The 1,660-nt window shown below is 64.2% G+C and carries 1 protein-coding gene and 2 pseudogenes; all 3 read right to left on the reverse strand.

The genetic code is table 11. The features are described 5' to 3' along the window. Positions 1-429: 429 nt before the first annotated feature. A pseudogene (locus tag WAW17_RS26790) lies at positions 430-761 on the reverse strand (IS1380 family transposase); the annotation flags it as partial. Between the two features lie 177 nt (positions 762-938). Next, positions 939-1,133 (reverse strand): annotated as a pseudogene (locus WAW17_RS26795) (PhoU domain-containing protein); the annotation flags it as partial. A 325-nt stretch (positions 1,134-1,458) separates the two neighbouring features. After that, positions 1,459-1,660, reverse strand: a 202-nt coding sequence (locus WAW17_RS26800; protein ID WP_422335896.1) for a cation transporting ATPase C-terminal domain-containing protein, incomplete at its 5' end; no start/stop codon positions are given.

Below are 1,660 nucleotides of genomic sequence, written 5' to 3' on the forward strand. Positions count from 1 at the left end.
TGTCAGTTTCAGAAGTCGACCGCACGCGGTTCCTGGGTTTGCGGTGAGTGCAGACGCCTTTTGATATTCCTGCGGTCAGAAGCGCGATGCACAACACGACGATTCGCCCGACTCCTCGATGTCGGGACGCGTCCGTCCGGCGTGGTGAACTACTACGGTTCCTGCGCTGCGACCCTGGTGTTCAACCGGCGCCGGATGGGCGCGAAACTCGATCGAGTCATCGGTTCATTGGTGCGCCGATTGCAGCGTGAATCCGACGAGGATCTAAGCCCGAATGCACCGATTCGCTGATCTGGTCACTGTGAGTTTCGGTGTGCGGCAAGGGACCGCTTGTGGGCGTGGTTGATCGTCCGACCTCTCGTGTCGGGTTGTTCCACTGAGTCTTTCGCGTCGAGGGCGGGCGGGTGGCGCGGGCGTTAGACGACGATCGGGTTGGCAGCGGCCGAAAGTTCTGTCGAACAAGTTGTGCCAGGCTGTTTCCCACGGCCAGTTCTGCGGGAGGTGCAGCGTCAATCGTCGGGCGGAGGCGGCGATGCGTGCGGGGACCGAGACGATGGTGCGCCGGATGGTGCCGGTGGTCGCTTTGACCAGCTTCGGATCGCCGGTGAGGGTGCCGGCGGCGCGGGTGAGGGTGCCGGCGGCGCGCAGACCAGCCAGGCGGCGTTCGCCGAAAACGAGCTCGACGGAAGATGGGCGAGGGCGGAGTTCTTCAGGTCCGCGTGCACTTGCTCGATGATGGCGTGGTGACGGTGCAGTTTGTCCCGGGTTCGCAGTACCTCCGATGCCGCCGTGGCCTGCGCTTTGGCCGCGGCACCCATCTCCGAGATGACGCCTCGAAGCTCCCCGGGCACCACCGGCTCCGGGTAATGCAACCGCGCCACCTCGGCGACGTGCGCCACGAGGCTGCCCATCCGCCGCAGGTCAGCGATGTTGTGCATGCCACTGACCAGGGCACGCAGATCCTGCGCGACCGGCGCCTGCAGCGCCATCAGTGTCAGCGCCCGATGATCGATCTCCCCGGCACGAAAATCGATCTCCGCATTGACCTCGGCGCAGGCACCGGCCGCCGCCAGGTCCGTGTCGAGCAACGCGTGTGTTGCCCGGTCGATCGCGGTCTCGGTCAGCGCACACAAATCGGCGAGATCGCCTCGGCATGTCCTCGAGCTGCTCCACGAACTGTTGCCGCATAATTCCCAGCTCCTACCGCGCGTACCGCATCAGTCATCGTCCTCACCTATAAATACCCTGTTCTGGGAGTATCTCTACGCATTTGCGCGGGCGGTGGGCGTCGAAAGAGGCGTGTGTGCACACGCCGTCGGGCGAGCGACTGGAGCTAAGTCTCCCGCTCTTTCCCGCACTGTTAGTCGGGGCGGCCGTCAGCTGGGACGATCGGGGTTGAGCTGCTCTTCGCAAAAATCGAAGTGCTGGGTTGGATAGAGGTACACAGCTCGGCCAGTGTCATGAAATCGTTGGTCGGCGTCGAAGTCGTTTGTCGATGGCGACGGCCGCGGCAGTGGCGGCAGCCAGGGCAAGGATTCGCATCCACGCGTCGGCGTTGATCGGGGCGGTGGCAAAGACTGTGTTCATGGCGGGCAGGTAGGTGATGGCGATCTGACCGAGTGCCTGGGCGGTGACACCGGCGATGATCCATCGGTTGGTG

The organism is Rhodococcus sp. (in: high G+C Gram-positive bacteria), from assembly GCF_049286785.1.
GTDB lineage: Bacteria > Actinomycetota > Actinomycetes > Mycobacteriales > Mycobacteriaceae > Rhodococcus_F.